Here is a 21,342-nt window from a genome sequence, read left to right on the forward strand (position 1 = left end):
TCATCCTTTCGATTGTTGGTGCTCAAGGGAACGGGCGAACAACGGTGTTTTCCGTTGTCCGCCCGTATTATACCAAGTCACTGCTTTGTGTACATGTGAACTTTGCTTGTCAGGCCCTTAATTGGTCCCGCCAGAACTGCTATTGGAGGTGTTCTCCGATGCAGGGGTTGGTGTTGGCTCAGGACCATTTATGGTATCCTGTATAAATTCTTTTAGCTTCTTTTCGCTACGAATTCCAATAACCTGTGATCCGTCACTTGTAGTTTCCTCGGTGAGCAGATCCATTGGCGGAATTTGCTCGCTGCCACCCATACTGCTATTATACCCTACGCTTGCCAGCTTCCACATATCATTAACTGACATATTGGTTTCAATATAAGGCGTAACCTGCGACAGGATATTTGGCAGCTTGACGATGGAGGTGGTACTGATCAGCTTATCAGCCACAGCCTTGAGAAAACCGCGTTGGCGCTCGGTTCGAGTGAAATCGGAGGTAGCGTCATGCCGAAAGCGAACATATTGTAGCGCCATGTTGCCGTCAAGATGCTGGTATCCTTTTTTCAGATCAATATCATATTCCGGACCGTCTGCAACGGTTTTGTAGACCATATCTTTTTCGACTTCATAATCCACACCCCCAACGGCATCAACCAGCTTGATGAATCCTTGGAAGTCCGTGTAGACATAATATTGAATTGGGATACCGAGCAGATCGCTGACGGTCTGCATCGCAGTATTAGGTCCATAAATAATCGCTGTATTAATACGCTTCTCGCCATGATCCGGAATCGGAACGTACGTATCTCTCAGTATTGAAAATACACTGATTTTCTTCTTCACAGGGTCAAGAGAAGCGACGAGCATTGTATCTGAACGGGGGATTTCCCCTTTCTTCACACCTCGGGCATCCACACCCATTAATAGGATATTGACCGGCTCTGTACCTTCCCATTTAGGAGGCTCAGGGGTGTCAACATCAACGGTCTCTGCATTTTGGAAAGGTGAATCTTCAGTATTCGACATGCTACCAAGCTCATTGTAAATGGTTGTAATGTAGAAAATGGCCCCACCGATAATAAGGAGGAGTATAATGGCCAACGTCCAAAGCAGCGGTTTCTTTTTTGACTTACCAGTCTTTGCGTGCCTTTTCTTTCTAGGTGGCATTTCTCGTTCTTCCTTTCGCATTCACGTTGACTACATTATAATTTCTTTTGGGGATACGTGCAATTTAGGAATAATTCCCCAATCTTAAGAAGGAGTGGATCTATCTTGAACGAAGTAGCTATTGGACAAAAAGTACCCAATTTCACCCTTCCCTCTTCCAATGGGCATGAGGTTAGTTTGAGTGATTACTTGGGCCGAAAGGTCATCTTATATTTTTACCCTAAAAATATGACACCAGCCTGCACGCAGGAGGCCTGCGAATTCCGTGACGCTTTTGATCAAATCACGGCGGTGGGTGCGGTTGTTCTGGGCATTAGTCCGGACTCTTTGACATCGCACGCTAAATTTACAGAGAAGCATAGTCTGCCCTTTCCACTGCTGTCTGATGAGGATCATAAGGTAAGTGAAATGTTCGGCGTATGGCAGCTTAAGAAACTTTACGGCAAAGAGTTTATGGGGATTGTGCGATCTACTTTTCTGATTGATGAGCAGGGGATATTAGTGGAAGAATGGCGGAAGGTACGGGTAAAAGGGCATGTCGCAAACACGATAGCAGGAATAAGCGAATCATAAATTTTACTAATTACTTTTTATAGATGTCTATTACATTTTTAACAGCTTATATAAGGTGTTGTCATGATATAGTTTCCTCATAATTGCTTCAAATTTGGAGCAAGAAGAGGTGGTGGAGTGATAATGCTGCATATTGGGCTTGATATCGGATCAACTACTGCTAAATTAGTTGTCATAGAGCGGGACATCATTGTTTATCAAGACTATGTAAGACATTATAGCGATATTAAAAAAGCGGCCCTCTCTCTTCTGTCTGATGTACGCGACAGATTCCCAGAGAGGGGAGCTAGGCTTACTGTAAGCGGTTCCTCGGGTTTGTCTTTATCCAAATTAGGTGGAGTTCCCTTTATTCAGGAGGTGATAGCCTGCACGAAGGCGATCAGTGCGCTGATCCCGGAATGTGACACGGCGATTGAACTGGGTGGAGAGGACGCTAAGATAATATATCTTCGGGGCGGCATTGAGCAGCGTATGAATACAGCCTGCGCGGGCGGAACGGGAGCGTTCATCGATCAGATGGCAGCGCTGCTGCAGACCGATCCGGCAGGCTTAAATGTTTTGGCGGAGAAGCATGAGCGAATCTATCCCATAGCTTCACGCTGTGGTGTATTTGCCAAAAGCGATGTACAGCCGCTGCTTAATGAAGGAGCACGCCGGGAGGATGTGGCGGCTTCGATCTTCCAGAGTATCGTTAATCAGACGATTAGCGGTCTTGCTTGTGGACGTCCGATTCGAGGACGGGTGGCTTTTCTTGGCGGCCCGCTGACCTTCCTGCCTGCCTTGCGGCAGCGTTTTGCGGAAACGCTGGAGCTGGCGGAGGAGGATATCCTGTTCCCGGAACGCTCACAGTATTTCGTGGCGATTGGAGCTGCGCTCTCCGATGCTGATCCAGTCGTGTTGCCACTTTCAAGCTGGATCACGCGAATTGCGGCAGTTGATTTTACTGCGGATCGAGCTGCGGATGCTGAATTGCCGCCGCTTTTTGAGAATGCCGCCGAGCTTGCAGAATTTCGGCTTCGTCACGGCAAAGCCTCTGCAGCGAGATCAGATTTAGCCTTATATCGTGGACCCTGTTATCTAGGGATTGATGCCGGCTCAACTACAACTAAACTCGTGTTAACCGGTTCCGCTGACGAAATTCTCTATACCTTTTATGGCAGCAACAAAGGCAACCCGCTGCATTCGGTCAGCGATGCACTGAAGGAGATCTACCGGGTTCTGCCTGAAGGCTGCCACATTGCAGGCTCATATGTGACAGGGTACGGTGAGGGGTTAATCAAGGCCGCTCTGCGGACGGATGGCGGAGAAGTAGAGACTGTTGCACACTACAAGGCAGCTTCCAAGTTCATGCCAGAAGTAGATTTCATACTGGATATCGGTGGTCAGGACATGAAGTGCATTAAGATCCGTGGCGGTGCTATCGACAGCCTTATGCTCAATGAAGCCTGTTCAGCGGGGTGTGGCTCTTTTCTGGAGAGCTTTGCCTCTGCCCTGGGACTTGGCATCGAGGAATTTGCTAAGACTGCACTCGAAGCGACTCAGCCTGTTAATTTGGGCTCGCGCTGCACGGTATTTATGAACTCTAAGGTTAAGCAGGTTCAGAAGGAGGGCGCGTCATTAGCGGATTTATCGGCGGGTCTTGCCTACTCTGTGATCAAGAATGCTCTGCAAAAGGTAATTAAAATCCGCAATCCGGAGGACTTAGGGCGAAATATCATCGTTCAGGGCGGTACCTTCTATAATGAAGCTGTATTGCGCGCCTTTGAGTCCTTGACGGGGCGGACGGTGGTTAGACCGGATATAGCTGGCGTAATGGGGGCTTACGGCTGTGCACTGATTGCGCGTGAGCAAGCCGGGGTTAACGGATCCAGTACGCTGCTTGGACCAGAGGAGCTTGCCAGCTTTAAATATGAGGTTTCTTCAGGCCGCTGTGGCCGCTGTGGGAATAACTGTGCGCTGACGATCAGTCGTTTTCCGGATAAGAGCTTTTATGTGACCGGCAATCGCTGCGAACGTGGCGCAGGAGTCAAAAAAGAGAAAAATGTCCTGCCGAATCTGATGCAGTATAAATATGAACGGTTTTTTGAGTACGAGAGTTTACCGGAAACAGGGGCATGGCGGGGGACCGTCGGGATTCCGCGTACCATGAATATGTTTGAGAATTACCCGTTCTGGCACACCTTTTTCACCAAACTTGGCTATCGGGTGATTCTCTCCCCTAAATCCAGCAAGAAGCTTTTCGAAAGCGGAATGGATACAATTCCTTCAGAATCGATATGTTATCCTGCGAAGATGGCACATGGACATGTGCAAAGCCTGATCGGTAAAGGTGTCGATTTTATTTTTTATCCAGCGGTGGTGTATGAGAAAAAAGAAGATGAAGCCGCGGATAATCACTTCAATTGTCCAGTGGTCGCCTCGTACCCCGAAGTCATTCGCAACAATATGGATGGGTTAAAGGACAATGGAATCAAGCTTGTCAGTCCATTCCTGACCTTTGATGATATTTCTGCGCTGACCAAAGGGCTGGTGAAGACATTTACCAGCATTCCGCGAGATGAGATTACGTCCGCGGTGCAGGCGGGACTTACAGAGGCTGATAACGCCAAAAGTGATGTGCGTACTAAAGGTGAGGAGACCCTTGTGTATCTAGCTGATACTGGAACCAAAGGAATCCTGCTCTGCGGGCACCCTTATCATGCCGATCCTGAGATTAATCACGGGATAGCGGATATGATAACCGGGATGGGACTCGCCGTGCTGACAGAAGATTCTGTCTGCCACCTGGACCACAGCGAAGGAGATGTGGCTGTTGTGAATCAGTGGACCTACCATGCCCGGATGTACCGTGCAGCCCGCCTTGCTGCAGTCCGCTCGGATCTGGAGCTTGTTCAATTGACTTCCTTCGGCTGTGGGATCGATGCGATCACTTGTGATGCCGTACAGGATATTATGGAAAGACATAACAAGGTATATACATTGATCAAAATCGATGAGATCAGCAATCTTGGTGCAGCGCGCATTCGGCTTCGTTCATTGCTGGCGGCAATGCGTGAGCGTGAAAAAGGTAAGGTAGTGCCGCAAAAGCCGCCAAAAGTGCAGGCTAATGTGTTATTTACGAAGGAAATGAAAGAGACCTATACCATTCTTGCACCACAGATGTCGCCTATTCATTTTGAATTGTTTGAACAGGTGTTTCGCGATGCCGGATACCGTCTGAAGATACTTGAGACGACCGGACCCGAAGAGACAGAAGAAGGTCTGAGATACGTTAATAATGATGCGTGTTATCCGGCAATTGTGACGATTGGCCAGATTCTATCAGCGCTGAAGAGTGGGGAATATGATCCGGATCGTACTGCTGTGATTATGTCACAGACGGGTGGCGGCTGCCGGGCTACGAATTATATTTCTTTGCTGCGCAAAGCCTTAAAGGATTCAGACCTTGAACAAATTCCGGTGATTTCACTCAATGCTTCAGGGATGGAGAATCAGCCGGGTTTCCGCATCAGTCTTAAGCTGGCGAATCGGTTGATAGCTGCCGCTTGTTATGGTGATCTTATGATGCGGATGTTAAATCACTTTAGGCCGCATGAGGTTGTTCCAGGAAGTGCGGAAGTTCTATTCCGCAAAGGGATGGAGCGTTGCAAGGCAAGCTTATCCAACTTTTCATTCCGAGAATACAAACGCCTGATTCGTGAGATTGTTGCAGAGTTCTGCAAGCTGCCCGTTACGGGTATTGCTAAACCAAGAGTGGGCATTGTCGGTGAGATCCTGATCAAATTCCATCCGGATGCCAATAACCGCATTATAGAGATGATCGAGGCAGAGGGCGGGGAGGCGGTAATGCCGGACTTCCTGGATTTCATTTTCTATTGTGTATATAATCCGATCTACAAAGCTGAGCAATTCGGCAAAAGCAAACGGCTCGGCTATATCAATCCCATGCTGATCTCTTATCTGGAAATTTACCGTAAGCCGATTAAGGTTGCCCTTGAGGATGCGGGGTTAGCTAAAGGACGGGAGAATATTTATGGTCTTGCCGAGAAGGCCAGCCGACTGGTGTCCGTAGGAAATCAGATGGGTGAGGGCTGGTTTTTAACCGCAGAAATGATGGATTTGTTGGATAATGGAGTGAACAACATCGCCTGTATTCAACCGTTCGCGTGCCTGCCCAACCATATCACCGGGCGTGGGATGATTAAAGGTCTTAAGGAATTATATCCGGGTGCAAATATCGTGGCGATTGACTATGATGCTGGAGTCAGCGTAGTCAACCAAGCGAATCGGATCAAGCTGATGATGTCAATTGCCAGCAGCCAGGAAGAGACTAAGCCGTCTAATTTAAAACTGCCGGATAAGCCTCAGCAGCAGACTTTACCTGAAAGTTCATACAGCTTAACCTGAGCATTGTTCAGACGAAAAAGCGGACCAAGGATCTACCTTGGTTCGCTTTTTTATGCTTTGTGCACTTATGTATGATTTTCATGTTTTTCCTGCAATATAAAATTACCTTTCAGAAAGTTACAGCAAATTATTGACCGAAATTTAGTTAAGGTGTAAAATAGTACGCATGCGAACTATTAGATGATCTAACTAATTAATTCTTTGGAGGTGAAGATTTGGAAGATAAGGAGCAGCAATTAGATGATATTTTCTCCTCTTTTCGCCGGATTAGCCATGCATTCCAGCAGTTGCTGTGGAAGGATGCCGAAGAGCTGGACATCACACCAACACAGTTAATGGTTCTCCGCAAAATATCTGCAAATCCCGATATTGGCATTACAGATCTTGCCGAGCTATTACATTTGGGGAACAGTGCAGCGAGCGGCGTAGTGGACCGGATGGTGAAAGCCGATTTGATCACAAGACAGCGCTCTGAGGTAGATCGGCGTATATACAACTTGGCGATTACTGAAAAGGGCAGAGAGATCAGGGAAAGAAGTAAGCAATCGCTCAGAAGACACTTACTTCCACTATCCAATATACCTGCCAAGGATGCAGGTGAATTACTTAGGATTCATAACGAAATCATTCAGATCTTAGAGCAGGGGAGAGACAAATAGAATTTATGAGTACAATTACAGGTAACGCTGCAGCGGCAACTAAGGGAATACGTAGAGGACCGATTATTGCAGCGCTCTTAATAGGTGCGTTTGTCGCACTTTTGAACCAAACACTTCTTAATGTGGCATTGCCGAGCATAATGGACGATCTAAAAATCGCTACGAATACGGCACAGTGGCTAACAACGGGATTTATGCTCGTGAACGGTGTGCTGATACCGATTAGTGCATTTCTGGTGGAAAAGTTTACGACCCGCCAGCTATTCATCACCGCGATGTCACTTTTTTCGTTAGGCACACTTGTCTGTGGAATCGGAACAGGCTTTGAAATGATCATGGTCGGCAGAGTCATACAGGCGGTTGGCGCAGGGATTTTGATGCCGTTAATGAATATTGTGTTTCTTCGTATCTTCCCAATTGAAGAGCGGGGGAAAGCGATGGGGCTAATGGCGGTAGCCATGATTTTTGCTCCAGCTGTAGGTCCAACGTTGTCAGGCTGGGTAGTTCAGAACTATTCTTGGCGCGTATTGTTCTTTATCGTTCTTCCGCTGGCCATTCTTTCTACCTTGCTAGGTATGAAAACAATGCAAAATGTAGGGCAAACAACCTCTCCGAAACTGGATAAAACGGGTGTTATCCTGTCTACAATTGGTTTTGGGGGATTGTTGTACGGCTTCAGTGATGCTGGAACCGATGGTTGGGGAAGTGCAACAGTCATTACCTGCCTCATTGTGGGTGTGATTGCACTGGCTTTATTCGTATGGAGAGAGCTTAAGGCTGAGACACCACTGCTTGAGTTCCGGATTTTCAGATACAATATGTATTCACTCACGACATTAATCAATATCATCATTACGATGGCTTTATATTCGGGTATGATTTTGCTGCCGATTTATTTGCAGACGATCCGTGGTTTTACACCAATGGAGTCCGGTCTTATGCTGCTGCCGGGAGCCATTCTAATGGGAATTATGTCTCCAATCACGGGGATTATATTTGATAAAATCGGGGCAAGATGGCTGTCTGTGGTAGGCCTGATTATTACAGTAATTACGACTTGGCAATTCAGCCAGCTTACAGACAGTACGACGTATACGCATATGATTATTACTTACACGGTTCGGATGTTAGGCATGTCGATGTTATCGATGCCGATTGTAACGGCTGGACTTAACCAGCTTCCACAGCGTTTAAGCTCGCATGGTACAGCAATGTCGAATACGCTGCGGACGGTCGGGGGCGCGCTGGGAATGGCGTTGTTCGTCAGTCTAATGACCAATAAGACGAAGAGCACAATCACTGATACGCTTATGAGCGGAACGGTTTCGTTAAACGATAAAGCAGCCATGCTTAAGCTTACGCAAGAGGCTACAATTAGCGGGGTTACGCATGCCTTTAACATTGCTACCTGGATCACTGTAGTTGCTTTGGTATTGGCTTTCTTTATTAAAAAGACTTCACCGCAGCCAGACTTCCTGAAGACGGAAGAAGTGCAGCCACAGCAGGACAATCAATAAAAAGCTGGGCAAAAAAGAATGAAGAAAAAGAGCGTCCTACAAACCGTTATGGTTCCGTAGGGCGCTTCTTTTTGTTGTGCTGCTATTAGTTAGCTGGAGACACAGCTGCAGGATCGCTCCAACGTTTCAGATGTGGCAGCTGCTCCGCGAGAAGTTTACGGGCAACATTCTCGTCCATTCCTTCTTCGACCATATAGCCTGTACAAATGTCAGCCATTTCTTGCAACGTGATGTTAGGCTGTTTGAATGCACCATTCTCATAGCAGTACACGCAGTAATCTTCGATCTTGTTGCCATCCTGGTCCGTTCCAAGCAATTCTGCCGTAGGCATTGGCATCCCACAGCTTTGACAAATTTTAAGATCTCCTTGCTCTACATGTTCATGTCCCATATTTAACACTCCTTTAAAGGTATGCAAGCTCTCGAGCGCCCGCTTTAAGTTCAGTATAGAACAATAAACCTGACGGCATTCCGTCAGGTTTATTGTTAGGTTGTATATTTTGCTCCTATGCCTGCTGCAAGCTGCCCCAGCTTTTGCCGAATATGCGGTGGCTCTAAGACCTCTACATGCATCCCGAAGCTTAGCAGGAAACCATATAGCCATCCATCCTCAGGATAGTTGATGGTAACCTTGTAACCTCCATTACCGTCGGGCAGTAGCTCGGTAGAATCAAACCGCTCTTCCGCTAGATGTTTGCTTTCAGCCTTAAACTGCAAAACGATGGGTGTTGCTGTTGTTACGGTTGATCTCTGATACTCGTTGCTCCAAGGCAGCTCGCTTGCATCTACATCTTTTGCAATAAAAACTTGGGTATTCTTAACGAGCTCTTTCATGCGCAACAGCTTAAACAGACGGAAATCCTGACGATTCAGACAAAATCCATATAAGTACCAGGCTTGCCCCTTCAGCACTAAAGTATAGGGCTCTACCGAACGCTGGCTTGTCTGACCCGCAGCATCTACATAATCAAAGTTTACGGTCACGCTTTCCTCAAGTGCTTCTTTTAGAGTGGCAAGCTTCTCTTCCAAAATACGTTGAAGACCCCATGGGGAGAAGTCGATGATGAGCTGAGTCGTTTTGCTGCGGAAGGCGGCGGATTGGGAGGGCGGGATTACGCTGCTGATCTTTTCCATGAGCAGCGTATGTTCATTTCCTCCATAAGACGAGACGCTCTGCAGAGCCGTGAAAATATCCGCCAGCTCACGATCCGTCAAGACATTGCGGTCCAGCCGGTATCCTTCCATAAGCCCGATCCCACCGTTAGCTCCCTGATAGGTGACGATAGGAATTCCGGCTCCATTAATGCTTTCAATATCACGATAAATCGTGCGCACAGATACCTCGAACATATCGGCTAGCTCCTTCGCCTGAATTAGGCGGCGGTTCATTAGCAGGATAACGATAGAGAGCAATCGATCTATTTTCAAAAGACAATTCCTTCTTTCCCGGAGATTTCCGTGAAGTAATGCTGTATTTCATCTTAGCAAATCCTTGAAAATAAAGCATTGTCATAAATTAATGATTCGATTAACATCTAATTAGATGTATGTATAAATAGATGAAATGAGGTTTATTTTATGAATAATCACTCAGCTGTTGCGATGTTTAGGAGTCATAAGGGATATTCACGATTGTTCACAGCCGGCTTGATCAATGGAATTGGTGATCGTTTTACTAGCGTTGCAGTACTGGCGCTGGTTCTGCAGTTGACGGGATCAGGCATGGCGGTGGGGATTTCGTTAGGTGTGAGACTGCTTCCTTATTTATTTCTGGCCCCGCTTGGAGGCATACTTGGCAGTAAAATTCCACGCAAATATATCATGATAGCTACAGATATGCTGAGGGTCCCAGTAGCCTTAGCCTTTTTATGGGTGGATGGGGAGGAGAACCTGTGGTTGTTATATATGGCAAGTTTTTTGCTGGCAGCGGGCGAAGCCATTTACAGCCCTGTTCGTAAGTCCACTATCCCTTTGCTCGTCACCAAAGATTCTCTGCTGACCGTCAACGGACTAGAGCAGTTAATGAGCGGCTGCGTGCTGATCCTTGGGGCGTTCAGTGGAGGGGGGGTGTCGATGTGGTTTGGTCCGGAGGCAGCGTTCATTATGAATGCAGTGTCTTTTTTAATCGCGGCGATGTTAATTTACGGTATCGAGTTTCCACAACATACGGAAATGGCGACGGTGGCTAAGAAGGCTACATATTCACCTGAGGGGGACTTAGAAAAATCCAATAAAGAAGCACAATACGGTCAACTGCGTGCTCTGGGAATGGTAATTGGCGGAAGCCTAACGTTGCAGGTCATTTTCGGTTATGAGCTGTTGGTGCCGTTGCTAAATGGTCTGGATAATGTACTGATCAGTGTCTATGCGATACAGGTATTTCACGCGGGGGATATTGGAGTAGGGGCATTTTATGCGGCGCTTGGCGTCGGTCTTAGCCTTAGTTTTTTCACCTCACGTTATTTAAAAAAGGGGCTGCTGATTGTAGCCATCGGAGGGCTTTTACTTGAAGGTGTATTATTGATGGGCATCAGTGTCAGCAATCATTTTGCGGCAGCATTTATGTTATATATTCTGCTGTCATTTGCCGGGGGGACGGGGAATGCCTGTCTGGATACGCTTGTTATGCGGAAAGCGCCATCTGCTATACAGCCCTTTGTGTTTGGACTTCTGTCTGCAGTAGGAAATACGCTGCTGGGGTTATCTATGCTGTTCGCCGGGTGGCTATTAGAAGGGGTGGAGCCAAGAATGGTAGGGTTTGTTGGGGGAGCGGGATTTGCCGCAGTTGCGCTTTTGCTTGCAGGATATGCGGGGGTACGCAGCAAGAAAAAACGTACTTAAAAAGGGCGGTGGCTTCACCGTCCCTTGGAAGTTTTTTTAACCTGTGTCTGTAGCTTTATGGCAGCTTTGCGCGGGAACAGGCGGATGCTTATCTTTTTGCGGTAGCGATACAGGATTACAAGGGCAGCTATAGCTACACCGCCGGAGATAATCCATAGTGCATATAACTCGAATAAATGGAAAATACCCATCCACTGCGGACCAAATACCCGTCCTATGCCAAGAAACAGCACTACCCAGAATAATGCTCCACTATAAGCGTAGAGGGCGAATTTACGGAAGGGCAGCGCAACTATACCAGCAAAATAGCCGGTGAAGTGACGAACGCCTGGAATAAAATATCCGATGGAAATAAGGATGCTGCCGTATTTCTCGAACCATTTTTGCGTTTTATCCAGCTTGGCAGGGGAGAACAGCAACCACTTGCCGTATCGCTGGATGAAGGGCATTCCGGCTTTTAATCCGACAAAATAGGTGAGGGTCATCCCGGCGGTGGTCCCTGCAAACGCCACTAGAATCAGCGTTATGAAATCAAGTCTTCCCGTATAGGAAAGGAAACCTGCAAAAGCCATGGTAGTTTCTCCGGGAAACGGCAAGGCAACGAATTCGAGCAGCAATCCAAAAAACAATACGCTATATCCATATTTGCTGAATAATTCTTGTATAAAGTTCAGCATTTCCATAAGATTCTCACTCTCCAAGGGGCAGTTGCCTTATTCTATTTTGAAGCTTGTCTTCATACAATCTACCAAATGGCTTTTGAGCCAATAGAATGCTGGAGGTAGAGAAGATGAAAGGTAACAAAAACACTCACGGCCGCCGAAACTTGATAAGCGGATTGCTTGTTATGGTTGTAATCGTCATCGTAATGCTGGGATGGAACGCAGGGGAGAGTGTAGATTCTTGGATGAATCGTTCATTACAGTCCGCAAGCGCGGAGTCTGTCTCTGTTAAGAATAATCTCCCGTTAGTGGCGATGCAAGAATTGCCTCCTAAAGCAGAGTCCATTGTGACTGCTTCTCCAGAAGTTAAATTGAATTCCAGTACGGCACAAGTATCCAAGGTGTCAACAACATATTCGGCAATCACAGCCGCAAAGAAAGCTTCAAAAACAGTCTATATTACATTTGACGACGGACCGAGTGACAATACCTTCAACGTTCTTGAAATTTTACAGCAGCAAGGTGTGAAGGCGACCTTTTTTGTCCTTGGTAATCAAGCGAAAAGCCATCCAGAGCTAATTAATGCCATATGGGAACAAGGACATGCTATTGGCAATCATACCTATAATCATAATTACCATGATTTATATAGTGGATTCACTGAATTTTGGAGCCAGATTAAAAAGACCGAAGAAATTATTCGGGGCATTACAGGGGTTCGCCCACAACTTATCCGCGCCCCGGGCGGAACCTTTGATCACTTTGATAATACCTACTTCAATTTGTTGAAGCAAGCCGGTTATATCGTTACGGATTGGACGGTGGACAGCGGGGATTCCAAACGCAAAGGGGTACCGGCGTCAGAAATCTTAAAAGGGTCAACCGCGGATCTGAAATCCTCTCGGGTTATTCTGCTGCTGCATGATGGCGGCGGCCATCAGGAGAGTGTTAAAGCACTGCCTGATATTATTGCGCGTTATAAGGCTGCTGGATACAGCTTTGGCCTTTTAGATGAGACGGTGGAGCCTGTACAATTCAGAGTCTCCTCAAAAGCCAATAGCTTGGGCAGAGTGAAACCTTCGGAAGCTTGGATCACCTCGAATATCATACCGAACGCAGAGCTGTTTGCGCCCGGCAAACCTTTGGTGCTGGAGGTTGGAAAGCTGGAGACGAAGCTGGCGCCAGGTGAATATACTCTGCAAAAAGGAAAATATATGGTGCCACTTCGCGCTGTGATCGAACGGCTGGGAGGGCAGATTAGCTGGGATGCGGGCAGTCGCAGTGGAAGGATTGCCTGGAACGGCAAAGATATCATCGCGGATGTGGCGAACAAGGAACTCCTTTTAAATCTTCCTGATCATGTTCAAAAGATAAACGGTGCCAGTGTGGAGATGATTGGCGGTTCTATCTGGGTATCGCTGCGTGAGCTGCTGGAGACAGCCGATCACCCTCCTTTAAATATAAGCGTGACGGAAGGTGAGCGCCGGGTAATAGCCTTCTGAGATTTAGCGCTCGGGCAGTTTTTCTAAAAGAAAAAAACAATGTCTGGGCACCCTTTTTCATGGGAAGAATAGATAGTAATAAGTTCCTCAGCTGGGAACAAGTCTAGACCCAAAGGAAGGGTGTTCCATTGTCCTCTTCAAAAAAAGTAGAACACAAATTAAATAACAAGACTGAAAGAGTTAGAAGCTTCTCCTATCCGCGTAGCCGTAGTGCATTGGCTGAATGGTTGCGGGTGCTGACTGTGGCTGGAATTATAGGTGTTTTATATGCATGGCGCGGAGGCGCATCACTCTTATTTCTGCTGATCGCTGTAGGCGTTATCATGGTTGGCGGACTTATCGTTCAACTTTCAGGTCCACGGGCGATAAAGATTGAACGTACAATCACTCCTGTAAGACCGATAGCTGGAAATACACTGCTTGTGAAGGTGCGGGTGAATTTCTCTTCCCGGCTTCCACTGCCATGGCTGACTATCGCTGATTTTTGGGGGGACAGAGGACATCACAAGCTACTGTTTCCGGGATTCAGACGCTCTTTTGAATACACCTACATTCTTGAGAATATGCTACGCGGACATCATCATTTGCAGGGCTGTAGAGTAACCTGGGGAGATTTGCCCGGCTGGTTCACAGGCCGATCTGAGCCTGCTGAAGAGCATAGCATTAAAGTGCTGCCAGCCCCCCTATATTATGGCGGAGCAGTACCGGACAGCGGCTTTATTAGCGGTGATTCGCTCTATTCCAGAAGGGGAAGAAACAGCAATGATGAGACCATGGAATCGCGGGAATATGAGCCCGGTGATCCACTTAGCCGAATCCATTGGAAGAACAGTGCCCGGCTAGGGAATCTGCAGAGCAAAGTTCCAGAGCGTGAAAAGGCAAAAATGAGCTGTATCGTGTTGGCTAATGATCCAAAAAGCTATGAGATTCCAACCAATGCACTTACACCTCGTGGCAGTCGGGAAGAGCAGCCACCGGTATTTGAGAAGGCGGTGTCAACGGCGATGGGGCTGATGCTCTTTGCTGAGCAGTCAGGTGCTTATGTCCAGTTATTCAGCGGAGGCTGGCCGGAAGGAATGGCTAGGCATGAAGGACTGGGCAAAATCCCAGGGAGAGTGCTGGATATTCTAACTGATATTTCTCCGAATGGAACAAGAACCCTGTCCGAGCTGTTGGAGGATGCTTCTAGAGGCTGGATTCCGGGAATGACCGTTGCTATAGTGACCGGAAGATTAGAGGAACAATCCGCTAAGGTTATCGCTAAATTCTTAGTGCAAGGTGTAAAAGTTGAGCTCTATTATGCTTGGGATCAGCCAGCTCCGGTGCCTGCGGAGGTAACGCTGCAGGAGATCCGCCAGCCTGTGCGGGGAACGGTTGGGGATAGTCTGGGTCGTCTGGGAGCACGGATGTTTTGTCTGGATGATGCATTGCCAGCTTACAGGCTCAGGGAGGTAGAGTACCATGAATCATCCGGAAAACCAACGCTACGGTAAGCGGATACCGGGTGACACAAGCTTCTCTATGAATGGGCAAAGTGGGAAGGAACCAAAGCAGCTCCATTTGGAAAAACTAGAGAGCAGTCATGCCGGTAAACAGAGAAAGATACCTCTGTATTATCGCATGCTGTTCTCTTTGGCTATTTTGGGGCTGTTTTTAGAATGGCTGCTCCCTTTATATAGAACGACTTCATTGGAAGATACTGCTAGATTGCTGCAGATTCTGATGATTTCTGCTGCCGTGCTGTTGATGTGGGGAATCCTTCAGATTCCCGGATGGCTATTGCTAAGTATCCAATGTTTGATGATCGGCACGGCTTGGCTATATCTATGCAGTGAGAGCGTAGGGACAGGATGGTTGGGCATTTATGCAGTAGAAATTCCAAATGATCTGATTTTGCTCTTTTCAGGGCATGTTTCTCAGCTTAGCGAGATCAGCAGACTTTTGATTTTGATTGTTGGCTGGGGGCTGCTGGTATCTTCGGTGCAGCAGCTTGCACTTTTCAGAGGAAGCACGCTGCTGTTTACAGCGGTGACCCTCATTTATCTATTGGTTCTGGATATTGGCTTTGGCGTTAATACGACAACGGATGTTGTAATATCAGTGGGGCTTATTGTATGGATGCAAGCAATGAGTGGTTTGCTCCGTCTGCGGGAACGGGTGGGCAGCATTCACCTGCCGTATGCCCGATGGGGAGTTTTGGCATTAGCGGCTGCCATATTCGTAATGATGACAGCATGGTTCGGTGGGCAGGTATATGAAGTACGACCGCCTAACCAAACTACACTCCAGTCAACCTTTGAAAAGCTGCAGGAATGGGCTTCGGGCCATATGCCGGAAGATAATGAGGCTATACCTGCAGGAACAACAGGGTATAGTACAAATGATGGAGAACTGGGTGCTCCATTGTCACGCAATACCGAGCCAGTCTTCGCAGCATTGACCAGCCTGCGTACCTATTGGCGCGGGGAGAGCATTGCCTATTATGACGGACGCCGTTGGATCAGAGGGGGTGAGGAATTTACTCCGCTTAACTTGTCCAGCCTGCCTCAGATTCCGGCGACGGTAACTACTACTAATGGTGGACGGACTTTACAACAGCGGATACAATTTGCCAGCCCTTCTTCCGGAGGAATTCCTGTATTCAATGCGGGCACCATAACGGATGTTGAGACAGTTCAACTATCTAATGGCAGCCAGCTTGGTTATGTTCTGGCGAATAAGGACAGGGATACCTTTCGTCTGCCAGATTCGGCGGGTTCAACTCGGATCACTGAGTATATAGTTGATTCTATACTTCCCGAGAGTAATCCAGTACTGCTGCGCGGGTTGGGTGATGCTGATCCTCAAGAAATAAAGAACAAATATTTGCAGCTACCTGATTTATTACCTGAGCGAGTGAAAGCTCTGGCAGAGAAGCTCACAGCTTCCTCGGGTAACCGATATGACTCCGCAACCGCCATTCGGGATTATTTGCAAAACGGGTATTCTTACACGCTGGATACCATGGTTCCGCCAGCTGGCGCTGATTTTGTGGATCATTTCCTGTTTGAGACCAAGCAAGGTTATTGTGTGCATTTTGCAACAGCGATGACCGTATTGCTGCGAAGCACAGGCATTCCAGCGCGGTATGTTCAAGGGTACGGACCTGGAACCCAGCAGGAGGAAGCCATGCCGGCGAAGTATTTAGTCACCCAAGGGGATGCGCATGCTTGGGTAGAGGTTTATTTTGCCGGCGCAGGTTGGGTTCCTTTCGATCCGACGCCGGGTCCTGCGCTTGCGGCTGGCTTCCCCGCGCCGGCACGGCCTGCGGCAGCGGCGCTCGCGCCGCAAGCAACGCGCAGCGCGGAACTACCCGTCCTGCCGCTGGCGGGCGGACCCTTTTCAGCGCCGCTGACTGCCGCGGCGCTGCTTCCCGCCGCCGCTTGGCGCTGGCGGCGCAGTCTGGCTCTGCTGCTGGCCGCGTGTCGCGGCAGCAGCTTGAGCCGTGAGAGGCAGCTGCGCGCGGCCTCTCTGGCTTGGCACGGGCTGGCGGAGCGGTTTGGACCGCCGCCGCCCGGCGTTACTGGCAGGGAGTATGTGGACTCCCTGCGGATTTACGATGCCGGACTATACGTGGCCGTCCGGCAGTTCGTCCGCCAGTGGGAGACCTTGGCGTACGCGCCAGCTTTGGCATCCACAGCCGTGATCTCTGCCCGCGGCAATTCCTTAAAATCCGCTCCCGACCTTGGCGGCGAACCTGCGGCTTCTGATGCGAACGCGTTTATCCGCGAATGTCTGCTCATTACCTTCCGTTTAACATAAACGGCCAAGAACGCTTAGATCCGCTATCTAATTTATGCCATAGCAAGGAAGGTTCTGCATGAAGTTTTATCACTCTCTGATTATGAGAGGCGTGTCCTCCTTTCCTTGACGATGAGAATTAACCATGAGTATAATGAATCCAATAATCAAGGGAGGCACGTAATGAACAAGCCAAATGAAATTATCGTCGTTCTCGATTTTGGAGGACAATACAACCAACTTATCGCGCGCAGAATTCGGGACCTGGGAGTATACAGCGAACTTTTGCCGTACAATACGCCAGTTGACAAGATTAAAGCACTTTCACCTAAAGGAATTGTCTTCTCTGGCGGACCTAGCAGTGTATACGCTGAAGATGCACCACACGTAGATCCGGCTATTTATGATCTAGGAGTGCCGATCTTCGGTATTTGTTATGGTATGCAGCTGATGGCTCATCAGCTTGATGGTAAAGTAGAACGTTCAGCTAAACGGGAATATGGTAAAGCTGATGTTGACTTTGCAGAAGGAACTGCTTTAGTTGCAGGATTGGAGAACCGCCAGACTGTATGGATGAGCCACGGTGACCATGTAGTTGTGCTTCCAACAGGCTTCAAGCTGGATGCAGGTACAGAAAGTGCTCCAATTGCAGCAATGAGCAATGCGGAGCGCAAATTGTTCGCTGTGCAATTCCACCCAGAAGTACGTCACTCCGTTCAAGGTAACGAGATGATCTCGAACTTCTTATACCAAGTTTGTGGTTGCGACGGCAAATGGACAATGGAATCGTTTATCGATGAAGCCGTTCAAGATATTCGCAATCAAGTCGGAGATAAAAAAGTACTCTGCGCTCTTAGTGGCGGAGTGGATTCTTCCGTTGTGGCTATGCTTATTCACCGTGCAATTGGAGATCAATTGACTTGTATGTTTATTGACCACGGCCTTCTGCGTAAAGGTGAAGCAGAAAGCGTTATGGAGACTTTCGTAGGCAAATTCGATATTCATGTAGTGAAAATCGATGCACGCGATCGCTTCATGAGCAAACTTGCAGGTGTTGAAGACCCTGAGCAAAAACGTAAAATCATTGGTAACGAGTTTATCTACTGCTTCGACGAAGAGTCAGCTAAGCTCGGAGATTTTTCATTCCTTGCACAAGGTACGCTTTATACGGATATCGTTGAGAGCGGAACAGCTACAGCGCAAACCATTAAATCCCACCACAATGTGGGCGGTCTGCCAGAAGATATGAAATTCAGCTTGATCGAGCCGCTAAACACCTTGTTTAAGGATGAAGTTCGTAAACTCGGTGAAGAGCTGGGCATGCCACGTGCGATCGTATGGCGTCAGCCTTTCCCAGGTCCAGGTCTTGCTATTCGTGTCTTGGGTGAAGTAACAGAGGACAAGCTTACCATCGTTCGTGATTCTGACTACATTCTGCAAGAAGAAATTGCTAAAGCGGGATTAGACCGTGAAATTTGGCAATACTTCACTGCCCTGCCTAACATGAAGAGTGTCGGAGTTATGGGTGATGCTCGTACGTATTCCTACACAGTAGGTGTCCGCGCAGTAACTTCCATCGACGGCATGACAGCTGACTGGGCACGTATCCCATGGGATGTTCTTGAAAAAATCTCTGTACGTATTGTCAACGAAGTTGAGAATGTAAACCGCGTAGTGTATGACATTACTTCGAAACCACCTGCAACGATTGAGTGGGAATAGGATATAGCAATAAGAAACCTGCAGCTCCTTATTTATTAAGGGACTGCAGGTTTTTTTATTAACCGTGAAGCTTGTGACGGACCCTATATAGCAACTTTAGAGAATGTGATAAACTGGGAAAAATAAACTTACAGGAGCCATTAGAATGGGATTCTCACTTATTGGAACACTAATAGCTATGGTTATTCTTGCCCCAAGTTTACTGATGATTAAGTTTCCGCCCGATCATGTTCCCAGCGGTTTAAAAGATGCCGGCATCGTCTATACCCTTTTGGAGAGAGTAGGGCAGTTGGGGTGTATAGCCATTCTTGCGATTTCAAAGGATAACTTCGAAAATGTAGAATTCGGGATCTGGGCTGCACTTATCTTTGTGTTTATCACGATTTATTACGGTTTATGGATTCGTTATATGGTTAAGGGACAGCAATTCAGATTATTATGGGCTCCATTATTGTTTCTTCCGATTCCCATGGCAGTTCTCCCTGTTTGTGCATTTGGATTTGCGGCTATATGGGGCAGATCTTTCTGGTTAGGTATTGCAGTGATTTGTTTAGCTATAGGGCATTTTGCTAATTCTTGGCATAGCTATCAGTATTCCAAAGGCCAATAAGCTAGGGCATGTTGAAACTGTTTTATAGGGAAAAATACACATTTGATAAGGCTTTTGATAGTTAATAAGCTGCATGATTTAATGGATTTTGGGGTTGGAGTTAAAGATAAAAATGTATGAATTACGAACGATAGAAAAAATAAAGTCGAAAATGTTCGCTTTTTTCATTGACAACTTATGTGATGTCCCCCTAAAATGATAAAGCACAACAACATAATTCTTTCGTATATTTCCGGGAATAGGCCTGGAAGTTTCTACGAGGTCACCGTAATGACCTGGCTACGATTAAGAAGAGCTGAGCAACCCGTATTGTCCTGAATCTAGGGCTATAGTCATGGGTGCTACTCTTTTTTTCGAGCCGGTGTCGATCAGATACCGGCTTTTTGTTGCTGTCAGCCACAACATACCTTAGGGGGAGAACAATTTGAATCGGTTTTTCAAGTTGAAAGAGAACGGCACTACAGTACGTACAGAGATAATGGCCGGCTTGACTACGTTCATGGCTATGGCTTACATCCTGTCGGTTAATCCGAGCACATTAACAGCATTTGGCCGCATCGATATGGGCTGGTACTCTGTATTTCTAGCGACTGCGCTGGCAGCAGGTATTTTCACCATTGCAATGGGCGTGTTTATAAACTTTCCAGTAGCATTGGCACCAGGTATGGGACTTAATGCATACTTTGCTTCCGTAATTTTGTCTTCTGCAACCTCAGAACATCCATTCACTTGGCAAATGGGTCTGACTGCAGTATTTATTTCCGGTTTGATCTTCATCCTGCTCACGGTTACCCGAGTGCGGCAGATCTTACTGACAGCCATTCCTGACAGCTTGAAGCATGCCATTACCGTAGGTATCGGGATGTTCATTACAATCCTTGGGCTTAAGAACAGTGGTTTGATGACGATTGGTGTCGAAGCTGGTAAAGATATTTCCGCCAATACATTCACAGACGTCCTATCCTTTGAAACAATCATTCATATGGGTAGTCTAGAGAACACTGATGTACAATTGGTAATTATCGGATTGCTTCTTATTTCCATCCTGATGGTACTGCAAGTTAAAGGTGCGATTTTATTCGGTATCTTGGGTACAACCCTCGCGGGTATACTGATGGGTGTAGTTGATTTTGGCTCATTGTCCAGTCCGACAACCCCTTGGGTGCCTGACCTGACGCAATTGAACTTTTTCGAATTTGACTGGGATGGTATCCTGCACACCGGTATTGTTTCAGCAATCGCAACATTCACTTTTGTAGAATTGTTCGATACATTTGGTACACTTGTAGGTACTGCTCAACGCGCTGGTATTATGGACAACCCTGAAGAAGGTAACAAACGTGTAGGTAATGCAATGTTTGTCGATGCTATCGCTGTAGCTGGTGGTGCGGCATTGGGTACTTCCACTACTACTGCTTTTGTAGAAAGCGCGGCAGGTGTTGCTGAAGGTGGACGTACAGGTCTTACAGCTGTAACAACGGGTGTGTGCTTCTTGCTTGCGTTATTCCTTGCACCAATAGTGGCTCTGATCCCTGGATCTGCTACAGCCGCAGCATTGATTGTCGTAGGCGTGCTCATGGCACAATCGATTCGCGAAATTGATTTTCAAGATATGGTTGTTGCGATTCCAGCGTTCCTTACTCTAGTAATCATGCCTTTCACTTATAATATTGCTAATGGTATTTCCTTTGGTATCGTAACTTATGTAATCCTTGCTTGTGTAGCTAACCTTGCTGGCAAGAAAAAATACGATATTCACTGGATGATGTGGGTACTTGCTATTCTGATTATTCTCCGTTATGTATTTCTTGGTAGTGCGGGCTAATTCATATATAGCATACAGATGTGCATTCAAAGGCTCCTTCATAACTGAGGGGGCCCTTTTTTTATATTTTTGTTGGCACT

Annotated in this window: 15 protein-coding genes and 1 riboswitch; of the genes, 11 read left to right on the forward strand and 4 right to left on the reverse strand. The window is 47.2% G+C overall.

Annotated features, from left to right (window positions below; all coding sequences use genetic code 11):
- Positions 1–117: 117 nt before the first annotated feature.
- Entirely contained in the window at positions 118–1,164 is a 1,047-nt protein-coding gene (locus MKZ16_RS03105; protein ID WP_076106049.1) for an LCP family protein, read from the reverse strand.
- Between the two features lie 105 nt (positions 1,165–1,269).
- On the opposite strand from MKZ16_RS03105, the gene bcp reads away from it, so the two are divergent.
- The 4 genes from bcp to MKZ16_RS03125 all read left to right on the forward strand — a co-directional run bounded on the left by bcp (position 1,270) and on the right by MKZ16_RS03125 (position 8,320).
- Complete coding sequence (gene bcp, locus MKZ16_RS03110) at positions 1,270–1,737, forward strand: thioredoxin-dependent thiol peroxidase (RefSeq protein ID WP_080742389.1); 468 nt, start codon at positions 1,270–1,272, stop codon at positions 1,735–1,737.
- A gap of 123 nt (positions 1,738–1,860) precedes the next feature.
- The gene (locus MKZ16_RS03115) at positions 1,861–6,144 is read left to right on the forward strand and encodes a 2-hydroxyacyl-CoA dehydratase (RefSeq protein WP_081384003.1); all 4,284 of its coding nucleotides are present in this window, start codon (positions 1,861–1,863) and stop codon (positions 6,142–6,144) included.
- A gap of 215 nt (positions 6,145–6,359) precedes the next feature.
- The gene (locus MKZ16_RS03120) at positions 6,360–6,803 is read left to right on the forward strand and encodes a MarR family transcriptional regulator (RefSeq protein WP_036679864.1); all 444 of its coding nucleotides are present in this window, start codon (positions 6,360–6,362) and stop codon (positions 6,801–6,803) included.
- A 5-nt stretch (positions 6,804–6,808) separates the two neighbouring features.
- The gene (locus MKZ16_RS03125; protein ID WP_076106051.1) at positions 6,809–8,320 is read left to right on the forward strand and encodes a DHA2 family efflux MFS transporter permease subunit; all 1,512 of its coding nucleotides are present in this window, start codon (positions 6,809–6,811) and stop codon (positions 8,318–8,320) included.
- Between the two features lie 85 nt (positions 8,321–8,405).
- On the opposite strand, the gene MKZ16_RS03130 is transcribed toward MKZ16_RS03125, so the two are convergent.
- Both MKZ16_RS03130 and MKZ16_RS03135 read right to left on the reverse strand, forming a co-directional pair.
- Positions 8,406–8,711, reverse strand: a complete 306-nt coding sequence (locus MKZ16_RS03130; RefSeq protein ID WP_051491091.1) for a zinc ribbon domain-containing protein — start codon at positions 8,709–8,711, stop codon at positions 8,406–8,408.
- Positions 8,712–8,806: 95 nt separating this feature from the next.
- Positions 8,807–9,748, reverse strand: coding sequence for a YafY family protein (locus MKZ16_RS03135; RefSeq protein ID WP_076106054.1), 942 nt, complete (start codon positions 9,746–9,748; stop codon positions 8,807–8,809).
- Positions 9,749–9,898: 150 nt separating this feature from the next.
- Between MKZ16_RS03135 and MKZ16_RS03140 the strand changes: the two genes are divergently transcribed.
- Positions 9,899–11,161, forward strand: a complete 1,263-nt coding sequence (locus MKZ16_RS03140; protein ID WP_076106056.1) for an MFS transporter — start codon at positions 9,899–9,901, stop codon at positions 11,159–11,161.
- 14 nt (positions 11,162–11,175) lie between these two features.
- Here MKZ16_RS03140 and MKZ16_RS03145 read toward each other — a convergent pair whose 3' ends face one another.
- Positions 11,176–11,844: a DedA family protein gene (locus MKZ16_RS03145; protein ID WP_076106058.1), complete on the reverse strand. Its 669-nt coding sequence runs from the start codon at positions 11,842–11,844 to the stop codon at positions 11,176–11,178.
- Between the two features lie 107 nt (positions 11,845–11,951).
- Between MKZ16_RS03145 and MKZ16_RS03150 the strand changes: the two genes are divergently transcribed.
- From MKZ16_RS03150 to MKZ16_RS03175, 6 genes are all read left to right on the forward strand, one after another.
- Positions 11,952–13,325 carry a polysaccharide deacetylase gene (locus MKZ16_RS03150; protein ID WP_076106061.1) on the forward strand — a complete coding sequence of 458 codons (1,374 nt, stop codon included), beginning with the start codon at positions 11,952–11,954 and terminating at the stop codon, positions 13,323–13,325.
- Positions 13,326–13,453: 128 nt separating this feature from the next.
- Positions 13,454–14,818 (forward strand): DUF58 domain-containing protein, encoded by a 1,365-nt coding sequence (locus MKZ16_RS03155; protein ID WP_076106064.1) that lies wholly within the window; start codon positions 13,454–13,456, stop codon positions 14,816–14,818.
- Positions 14,787–17,126: a transglutaminase-like domain-containing protein gene (locus tag MKZ16_RS03160; protein ID WP_076106067.1), complete on the forward strand. Its 2,340-nt coding sequence runs from the start codon at positions 14,787–14,789 to the stop codon at positions 17,124–17,126. The genes MKZ16_RS03155 and MKZ16_RS03160 overlap by 32 nt, the downstream gene beginning before the upstream one ends.
- A gap of 162 nt (positions 17,127–17,288) precedes the next feature.
- Positions 17,289–18,827 carry a glutamine-hydrolyzing GMP synthase gene (guaA, locus tag MKZ16_RS03165; protein ID WP_076106069.1) on the forward strand — a complete coding sequence of 513 codons (1,539 nt, stop codon included), beginning with the start codon at positions 17,289–17,291 and terminating at the stop codon, positions 18,825–18,827.
- 145 nt (positions 18,828–18,972) lie between these two features.
- Positions 18,973–19,437: a hypothetical protein gene (locus MKZ16_RS03170; RefSeq protein ID WP_076106071.1), complete on the forward strand. Its 465-nt coding sequence runs from the start codon at positions 18,973–18,975 to the stop codon at positions 19,435–19,437.
- A 202-nt stretch (positions 19,438–19,639) separates the two neighbouring features.
- Positions 19,640–19,739, forward strand: a riboswitch (purine riboswitch).
- Between the two features lie 122 nt (positions 19,740–19,861).
- Positions 19,862–21,262 carry an NCS2 family permease gene (locus tag MKZ16_RS03175; RefSeq protein WP_036679893.1) on the forward strand — a complete coding sequence of 467 codons (1,401 nt, stop codon included), beginning with the start codon at positions 19,862–19,864 and terminating at the stop codon, positions 21,260–21,262.
- The last annotated feature ends 80 nt before the right edge of the window (positions 21,263–21,342 follow it).

Origin of the sequence: Paenibacillus sp. FSL R5-0928, assembly GCF_037970385.1 — a bacterium.
Taxonomy (GTDB): Bacteria; Bacillota; Bacilli; order Paenibacillales; family Paenibacillaceae; genus Paenibacillus_AQ; species Paenibacillus_AQ odorifer.

Excerpts from the sequence above, each read along its gene's own strand:
- MKZ16_RS03105 (WP_076106049.1), bottom strand. The coding sequence starts at position 1,164 with ATGCCACCTAGAAAGAAAAGGCACGCAAAGACTGGTAAGTCAAAAAAG.
- MKZ16_RS03115 (WP_081384003.1), top strand. The coding sequence starts at position 1,861 with ATGCTGCATATTGGGCTTGATATCGGATCAACTACTGCTAAATTAGTT.
- MKZ16_RS03125 (WP_076106051.1), top strand. The coding sequence starts at position 6,809 with ATGAGTACAATTACAGGTAACGCTGCAGCGGCAACTAAGGGAATACGT.
- MKZ16_RS03130 (WP_051491091.1), bottom strand. The coding sequence starts at position 8,711 with ATGGGACATGAACATGTAGAGCAAGGAGATCTTAAAATTTGTCAAAGC.
- MKZ16_RS03140 (WP_076106056.1), top strand. The coding sequence starts at position 9,899 with ATGAATAATCACTCAGCTGTTGCGATGTTTAGGAGTCATAAGGGATAT.
- MKZ16_RS03145 (WP_076106058.1), bottom strand. The coding sequence starts at position 11,844 with ATGGAAATGCTGAACTTTATACAAGAATTATTCAGCAAATATGGATAT.
- MKZ16_RS03150 (WP_076106061.1), top strand. The coding sequence starts at position 11,952 with ATGAAAGGTAACAAAAACACTCACGGCCGCCGAAACTTGATAAGCGGA.
- MKZ16_RS03160 (WP_076106067.1), top strand. The coding sequence starts at position 14,787 with ATGAATCATCCGGAAAACCAACGCTACGGTAAGCGGATACCGGGTGAC.
- guaA (WP_076106069.1), top strand. The coding sequence starts at position 17,289 with ATGAACAAGCCAAATGAAATTATCGTCGTTCTCGATTTTGGAGGACAA.
- MKZ16_RS03170 (WP_076106071.1), top strand. The coding sequence starts at position 18,973 with ATGGGATTCTCACTTATTGGAACACTAATAGCTATGGTTATTCTTGCC.